The 6,527-nt window shown below is 66.0% G+C and carries 8 protein-coding genes; 5 read left to right on the top strand and 3 right to left on the bottom strand.

The window, feature by feature from the left end; translation table 11 throughout:
- Nucleotides 1–1,115 precede the first annotated feature (1,115 nt).
- From AB0B61_RS56580 to AB0B61_RS56565, 4 genes are all read left to right on the top strand, one after another.
- On the top strand, nucleotides 1,116–1,586 hold the full coding sequence (locus AB0B61_RS56580) for a hypothetical protein (RefSeq protein WP_358450432.1): 471 nt from the start codon (nucleotides 1,116–1,118) through the stop codon (nucleotides 1,584–1,586).
- Nucleotides 1,583–1,936 (top strand): hypothetical protein, encoded by a 354-nt coding sequence (locus AB0B61_RS56575; protein ID WP_225293131.1) that lies wholly within the window; start codon nucleotides 1,583–1,585, stop codon nucleotides 1,934–1,936. The genes AB0B61_RS56580 and AB0B61_RS56575 overlap by 4 nt, the downstream gene beginning before the upstream one ends.
- 163 nt (nucleotides 1,937–2,099) lie before the next feature.
- Nucleotides 2,100–2,675, top strand: coding sequence for an HD domain-containing protein (locus tag AB0B61_RS56570; protein WP_358450429.1), 576 nt, complete (start codon nucleotides 2,100–2,102; stop codon nucleotides 2,673–2,675).
- A gap of 146 nt (nucleotides 2,676–2,821) precedes the next feature.
- On the top strand, nucleotides 2,822–3,289 hold the full coding sequence (locus tag AB0B61_RS56565; RefSeq protein WP_357939075.1) for an NUDIX domain-containing protein: 468 nt from the start codon (nucleotides 2,822–2,824) through the stop codon (nucleotides 3,287–3,289).
- 335 nt (nucleotides 3,290–3,624) lie between these two features.
- On the opposite strand, the gene AB0B61_RS56560 is transcribed toward AB0B61_RS56565, so the two are convergent.
- Together AB0B61_RS56560 and AB0B61_RS56555 are read right to left on the bottom strand one after the other, a co-directional pair.
- Nucleotides 3,625–3,891 (bottom strand): hypothetical protein, encoded by a 267-nt coding sequence (locus AB0B61_RS56560; RefSeq protein WP_358450427.1) that lies wholly within the window; start codon nucleotides 3,889–3,891, stop codon nucleotides 3,625–3,627.
- Nucleotides 3,888–4,187 carry a DUF6247 family protein gene (locus AB0B61_RS56555; protein WP_358450425.1) on the bottom strand — a complete coding sequence of 100 codons (300 nt, stop codon included), beginning with the start codon at nucleotides 4,185–4,187 and terminating at the stop codon, nucleotides 3,888–3,890. Before AB0B61_RS56555 ends, AB0B61_RS56560 begins: the two co-directional genes overlap by 4 nt.
- Nucleotides 4,188–4,324: 137 nt before the next feature.
- Here AB0B61_RS56555 and AB0B61_RS56550 point away from each other — a divergent pair, with 137 nt between their 5' ends.
- Nucleotides 4,325–5,758 (top strand): ATP-binding protein, encoded by a 1,434-nt coding sequence (locus AB0B61_RS56550; RefSeq protein WP_358450423.1) that lies wholly within the window; start codon nucleotides 4,325–4,327, stop codon nucleotides 5,756–5,758.
- On the opposite strand, the gene AB0B61_RS56545 is transcribed toward AB0B61_RS56550, so the two are convergent.
- Nucleotides 5,749–6,516: an alpha/beta hydrolase gene (locus tag AB0B61_RS56545; RefSeq protein ID WP_358450421.1), complete on the bottom strand. Its 768-nt coding sequence runs from the start codon at nucleotides 6,514–6,516 to the stop codon at nucleotides 5,749–5,751. The genes AB0B61_RS56550 and AB0B61_RS56545 overlap by 10 nt on opposite strands.
- Nucleotides 6,517–6,527 lie beyond the last annotated feature (11 nt).

Below are 6,527 nucleotides of genomic sequence, written 5' to 3'. Positions count from 1 at the left end.
ATCCCCAGATCCCGCGCCACCTGCGCGTTACTGGCCTCCGGCACCACACACGCCAACACGATCTTCGCCCGAATCGCCAGCCTCGACGATTCCACCGACATGCCGATCAGCCGAGCCCGTTCGGCCTCCGTCAAGTGGATCTCCACTGCGGCCGGTCCTCGATGCGCCATACCTGCCAGCATAAGAACTTATCGGACGAATTTCTGGCGGATGACACTAGGTGACCCGTCCGAGTGGTCTTGCCCAATAGGCCTGACGACCTCAGAGGAGAAATCTCCGAATCTTGAGACCTCCGTGTACGGCGAGCATGCCGTTCGGGGGTCTCAGTCGTTTCCAGGGGCCTTCTTGGACGCCACGAAGGAGCCCATGCCCGGGGTGGTGACGATGAGCCCGTCTTCGCGGAGTTTGGCGGTCACCTTGCGGCGCTCGCGCTGAACGTGGCCCTGGCGACTGGTACGCGACGCGGAAGGCCTACGCCATATCCAACGCTGAGGTGAACGCTGGTCTGTGCATGACGGTGCACGCCTCAAGTCTGGATTCCCTCGCCCGTGTCCTGGACGCTCAAGCTCAACGCCAAGGCCGCTGCTGATGAGGTCGGCGAACGGGGAGCCCTGCGCTCTGGCAGGTGATTTCGTTGACGCTGCCGACTGGGAGTGCCCAGGCATGTCCGTTCACCCAGGGCACGTCCTTGCGCATTGCATCTCTCTGACCTGGCATGACCAGCCTCTCGGCCCGTACCGTGTGGTGGACACACCTGTGCCTGCAGAGCTGTCGTTTATGAGCTGGTCACCATTGGCGGCACTTTCCAGATCCACAGACTCCTACAGTCCGAGCCGCCGCAGCACGCGTAAGCAGGGAGTTGGCGCCGCGCGGAAGCCGCAACATGGTGGCTGCGCCTGCTGCTCGGCTCCGCTCGCTGAGCGATTCATTGCGATCCAGTTCGAGAGCGTCCATAGGCATCAACCTCTGTCAGAAGCGCCCCTCACCGTTTGATCGCTCCGTCGGATAGCGGAAGGCGGCCTGTTCGGTACGTGGACGGCCGCTTTACCGGCGTTCTGGCGTGTGGACCAGTCGGATCGCTGGCATCAGAACGTGTTCTGACATACGCTCATGGCGTGAGCACTAGCCATGCCGACGCAGTGACGTTTTCTGACTTGTCGAGAAATCCCCGAGCGGTCGCCGAGCGCGCGGCACGCCTGGGACGCGTGCGGGTCACACATCGGGATGCTCCGGATTTCTACTTGACCGCAGCGGATCGCGAAGAGGAACGCGAAGAGACGCTGGCTACCGCGTCCCGGCTGTTCCTTGCCTTGATCAAGCATGATCCCACCGCGCGTGCGCTGGTCATAGCCATGCCGGAGGTCTTCCCGTGGGTTCGCCACCTGTCCTCGGACGAACTGCGTGCTTTCACTCTGGAACTGGTCGAAGCGCTCTCCGACGCGGCCGAGCTGGATGTCGATGTCACCACCCGGGAGGTCATCGCGGGCTGGCGGGCCACGGCCAGAATCAAGGCCGATCCCGCGCACTACGCTGAGGCGCGCAAGCCCACGAGTGGCGACTTCGGGCCGGTGCAGGTTTCTGCATGAGCCCGAAGCGCGGAGATCGGGTTACGGTGCCGCCGCCGGATGGCGAGTGGGACGTCCGGTTCGGCACCGGCGCTGCGGTTGAGGGCTGGGAAGAGCTGTGCCGTCATGCCTTGGCCAACACGCGCCGATGCTTCGAGGTGCTGCGGGCTGATCCCCGTTCAGGCTCCAGTCGCGACCGGCAGCATCGCCTGCGAGGCGACCTTTCGACTCACCGTCACAACGGCAAGAATTTGGAGCAGTGGGAATTCGAGGTCACCAGCGGCGGGCGTGTGCGCTACGCCATCGATGACGCCACCCGCACTGTCTGGGTGATCTACGCATCGCCTCGACATCCTAAGGACACTGAATAACCGGCTATTGCTGCGCAAAACCAAGCGCTACCAAGCCCATGTCCGGGGTGGTGGCGATGAGGCCGTCTTCGCGGAGTTGGGCGGTCACCTTGCGAATGGTCACGCGGGCGACGTGGAACGGCATAGCCGACCTGTCATAGAAGCTAGGTGAGAGGGGACTTCCATGGCGGAGGAACTGTCGAGGCTGGCGGGTCTGCTGTATGAGATCGGACTGCTCAAGCGCTACAAGCGCACGGGCTGGCTGGTCGCGGGAGTACGGGATCCTGAGAGCATCGCCGATCACTCCTTCCGGGTGGCGGTCATCGCGAGTGTGATCACGGCCTTGGAAGGTGGCAATCCTGAGCGTGCGGCGTTCCTGAGCCTGTTCCACGACACCCAGGAGACCCGCGTCACCGACATTCCCTACATCGACAAGCGTTATCTGAAGGCGGCGCCGAACGAGGAAGTCACCGCCGACCAGGTGCGCGGCATTCCGGAGCCGGTCGCGGAGATGATGGGCGGTGCGGTCGGTGAGTACGAGGAGAAGAGCACACTAGAAGCCGTCTGCGCCCGCGACGCCGACAAGCTCGAATGCCTGATCCAGGCCGTCGAGTACCGCGAGCAGGGCCACCAGAACGTCCAACCGTGGATCGACAGCTCGCTCGCCGCGCTGCGGACAGCGTCCGCGAAGCGCCTCGCGGACGAGGTGCTCAGCACGGGATCGCTGGAGTGGATGACGCAGGTCCTCAACGGAGATTAAGTCCCCTGACGCTCATCGAAGCCGAGTAGTTCGTCTTCCGCCACCTCGACGCCGGGGACGACAGCCGACCACTAGCTGTCATCGTTCGAGCGAGTCTGGGCCGGAGCCGTTCCGTGGGCTGGCGCGGAGATCTGAGAGGCACCCACATGGGACGAGTCGAGTACTGGAACGACCCGAACGCGCCGAAAGCGAACAGTCTGGTGCCGGCTTGCGGGACGGTCACGGTGGACGACGCGGGCCGCATCCTCATGCAGTGCCGGCGGGACACCGGCCAGTGGGCGTTGCCGATGGGCAAGATGGAGATCGGCGAGACGCCCTCGCAGTGCGCGGTGCGGGAGACCGAGGAGGAGACCGGTGTTCGCGTCGAGCCGGTCGGCATTCTCGGGATCTACTCCGACCCCGGCCACATCGTGGCCTACACGGACGGGGAGGTCCGTCAGGAGTACGAGGTCATGCTGATCGCCCGTCCGGTCGGCGGCCGGCCCGAGGCCAATGATGAGGCGAGCGACGTGCGGTGGGTCGAGCCGGGCGAGTTGCGCATGCTGGACATTCATCCGACTCAGTGGCGGCAGCTCAACGACTACCTGGAGCAGAGGCATTCCCACGTCGATTGAGCTAAGCCAGCTCGGAACGGTCATGTCCCGTACGACGTTAGGGGCGCGGTCCGAAGCCCTGGTCGGCGAGCCAGGTGGCGCAGAGGCTTGGCCAGGTGGACGCGGCCAGGTCGCCCTGGGCGAGCCCGAGCCTGTGCTTGCCCTCGGGAAAGACATGCAGCTCGTACGGCCTGCCCGCGCGACCGAGCGCGTCGGCGAAAGAAGCTAATAGCTATAACCGATATAGAGAGACTCTCAAGGAACCGACATGGCGCTGATGAGCCCTTGATGACGAGCAGGATCAAGGACGTCCACGAGCATTCAAAGCGAACAGATCAACTTCGGCTCCAGCGAGGTCAGCCGGCCCAGAGGAGGTCGATGATGCGCAAGGCCCGGGTCTCCTCATCGAGGATGAACGTCATCATGCCTTGGCCGTTATCTCCGATATCTCCGAAGAAGGCGTGCCTCACCGCGGACTGACCGGGACGCTCCGCGACCGCGTCCCACGGATCGTGGAGGAGTTCAAGAAGACGCTCCAGCAGCGGGCCGTCACGGACCTCCTCGGGAAGACCGTTCAGCTCGTAGAGGGCGCGTCCGTGGAAACCGTCGAACTTGTAGCTCACACCCGGCCTTCCCACTCCGGCGGGGTGTAGCGAGTGAACATCTCTGTACGGTTCTGGAGAGCGTCCTGGACGGCCTCCTCATAGCCCGGGCGGGCGTAAGCAATGGCACGCAGGCGCCACTGACGCAACAGCGTCTGCACCTGCTTGAAGCGGGCCAAGTCGTGCGCGGCCTCCAAAGCCTCGTCGTACTCCGCCCGGAACCGGGCACGGTGCGACGGCGGAAGCGCCTCGAAGATCGCGGCCGGATCCTCACCTGGATCACGACGCGCAACGGGCTCCACAGGCTGAGCGGTCATACCGACCAACCTATCTTCCCGAGCATGGAAGCGCGCCCATCATGCTCTCGCTCAGTCACCCCCAGTCGCGCCTGTCGCTGTAGCTTTTGTGAAGTACGGTTGAGTCAACTATAGTTCGGTCAACTATACTTCGACTCATGCGGAAGCCCCAGCACGTGTTCGGCCGTGAGCGAGAGTGGGCGGGCCTGGTCTCGTTCGCTTCGGAAGCGGGCCCGGGAGCTCGGCTCGGTGTGGTGAGCGGCCGCCGCCGCCAAGGGAAGAGTTATCTCCTGCAGGCCTTGGCGAGCAGCATGGGCGGCATCTACTTCCCCGCGCTCGAGGTGACGGAGGCGGTGGCGTTGCGCCTCTTCGCGGACGAACTGATCAGATTCACCGGCGCGCCTGTTCCGGCCTTCCGCGATTGGATCGACGCCATCCCCTACCTCTTCGGTGTCGTGCGCGATCGGGCGGTGCCTGTCGTTTTTGATGAGTTTCCGTATCTTGTCAAGGCATCCCCAGAGCTTCCCTCGATCATCCAGCGGGAGTTGGGTCCTGGCGGCTCCGGAGCCGCCAGCACGGCCAGGGTGCTGCTCTGCGGTTCAGCGATGTCGGTGATGGGCGGTTTGTTGTCCGGTACGGCTCCGCTACGCGGACGCGCGGGACTGGAAATGGTCATCAGGCCCTTCGACTACCGCCAGGCCGCCCGCTTTTGGGGGATCAGCGACCCGCGTCTGGCAGCCCAGGTACACGCGGTGGTGGGTGGGACACCGGCCTACCGGAAGGAGTTCGTCCGTGGCGATGTCCCGGCCGGGCCGGCGGATTTCGACGACTGGGTGATCAGATCCGTGTTGAACGCCGAGGTCCCGTTGTTCAGGGAGGCCCGCTACCTGTTGGCGGAAGAGACGGAGATCCGCGACCCGTCGCTCTACCACTCCGTCCTTGCCGCCGTCGCCGACGGCAACACGACGTCAGGGGGGATCGCCGGCTACGTGGGGCGGAAGTCCAACGAGATCGCGCACCCGCTTCGCGTCCTGGAAGACAGCCATCTCCTGGCCAAAGAGCGCGATCTCTTCCGGCCGAACCGCAGCTACTACCGGGTGACCGAACCGCTGATCACGTTCTATCAGGCGATCATGGTCAGGGAGTGGGCGCGGTTGGAGCGCGGGGACGCGGCGACGGTGTGGCGGGGCAGCAGGGCACGCTTCCTGTCGCAGGTCGTCGGCCCCCATGTCGAGGTGCTCTGCCGCGAGTACGCCCTGGATGCCGATACCGCGGCCGGTGAGGTGGGGAGTGGCGTCGTACCCGATCCCGCCAACCGCACCCAGATCCAGGTCGATGTCGCTGTTCTGGCGCCTGCGGATCACGGACGCCCGCGACGGGTTCTCTCACTGGGCGAGGTCAAGTGGGACAGGGCCATGGGAGCCGAGCATGTGGCCCGGCTCCGGCGCGCGCGCGATCTGCTCACAGCAAAGGGGTACGACACCCGCGACACGGTGCTCACGTGTTATTCGGGCGCCGGGTTCACCCGGGAACTCGGCGCCGAACCAGGGAGCGACGTGCGCCTGATCACACTTGACGACCTCTACGGTTGATCGCTTGTCTTCCCGAAGCCCTGGGCGGCGAGCCAGGTGGCGCAGAGGCCCGGCCAGGCGGACGCGGCCAGGTCGCCGCCCTGGGCGAGCCCGAGTCCGTGCTTGCCCTCGGGAAAGACATGCAGCTCGTACGGCGTGCCCGCGCGGCCGAGCGCGTCGGCGAACAGCAGGCTGTTGGCGGCCGGCACCCCTTGGTCCGCCGCCGTGTGCCAGAGGAACGCCGGCGGCGTCTCGGCGGTCACGTTGAGGTGCGCGGACAGGGCCGTCGCCTGCTCCTCGGTGCCGTCAGGGCCGAGCAACTGTCGGCGCGACCCCGAGTGCGTGCCCCACCCGATGAGGTCGATGACCGGATAGCCGAGTATCAGGGCATCGGCGCGATCCCCGTCCTTGGCGGTGGCGAAGGTGGCGGCGAGGTGGCCGCCCGCCGAGAACCCCATGACGGCGACCCGCCCGGCCCCGCGCTCGCGGACGACGCGCACCGCCTGGCGCAGGTCGTACAGCGGAGCCGGATGCAGCGGCTCGCGTCCCGGCTCGTCGCCGGCCACCCGGTAGGCCAGCACGTAGGCGTCGATGCCGAGCGTGACCAGCCAGCGGGCCACGTCCGCGCCCTCGTGCCCGGCCAGCCGGGAGTAACCGCCACCGGGGCACACCACCACCGCGCCCGTGGCCGGGCCGTCCGCCGCGTACAGCGTCAAGCTCGGGGACTCGCCGGTGGCCGGGCCGGGGGGAGTCTCCGGCCAGAGGGGAACGTCGATCATGCCGGGCACTC

The sequence above is a fragment of the Nonomuraea sp. NPDC049158 genome (assembly GCF_040648335.1).
In the GTDB taxonomy this organism is placed as follows: Bacteria; Actinomycetota; Actinomycetes; order Streptosporangiales; family Streptosporangiaceae; genus Nonomuraea.
The sequence above is the reverse complement of the archived record's forward strand: the minus strand, read 5'-3'. Positions and strand labels throughout refer to the sequence as shown.

Coding starts and splice junctions, on each gene's coding strand:
- AB0B61_RS56565 (WP_357939075.1), top strand. CDS start 2,822: ATGGGACGAGTCGAGTACTGGAACGACCCGAACGCGCCGAAAGCGAAC.
- AB0B61_RS56555 (WP_358450425.1), bottom strand. CDS start 4,187: ATGACCGCTCAGCCTGTGGAGCCCGTTGCGCGTCGTGATCCAGGTGAG.
- AB0B61_RS56575 (WP_225293131.1), top strand. CDS start 1,583: ATGAGCCCGAAGCGCGGAGATCGGGTTACGGTGCCGCCGCCGGATGGC.
- AB0B61_RS56550 (WP_358450423.1), top strand. CDS start 4,325: ATGCGGAAGCCCCAGCACGTGTTCGGCCGTGAGCGAGAGTGGGCGGGC.
- AB0B61_RS56570 (WP_358450429.1), top strand. CDS start 2,100: ATGGCGGAGGAACTGTCGAGGCTGGCGGGTCTGCTGTATGAGATCGGA.
- AB0B61_RS56545 (WP_358450421.1), bottom strand. CDS start 6,516: ATGATCGACGTTCCCCTCTGGCCGGAGACTCCCCCCGGCCCGGCCACC.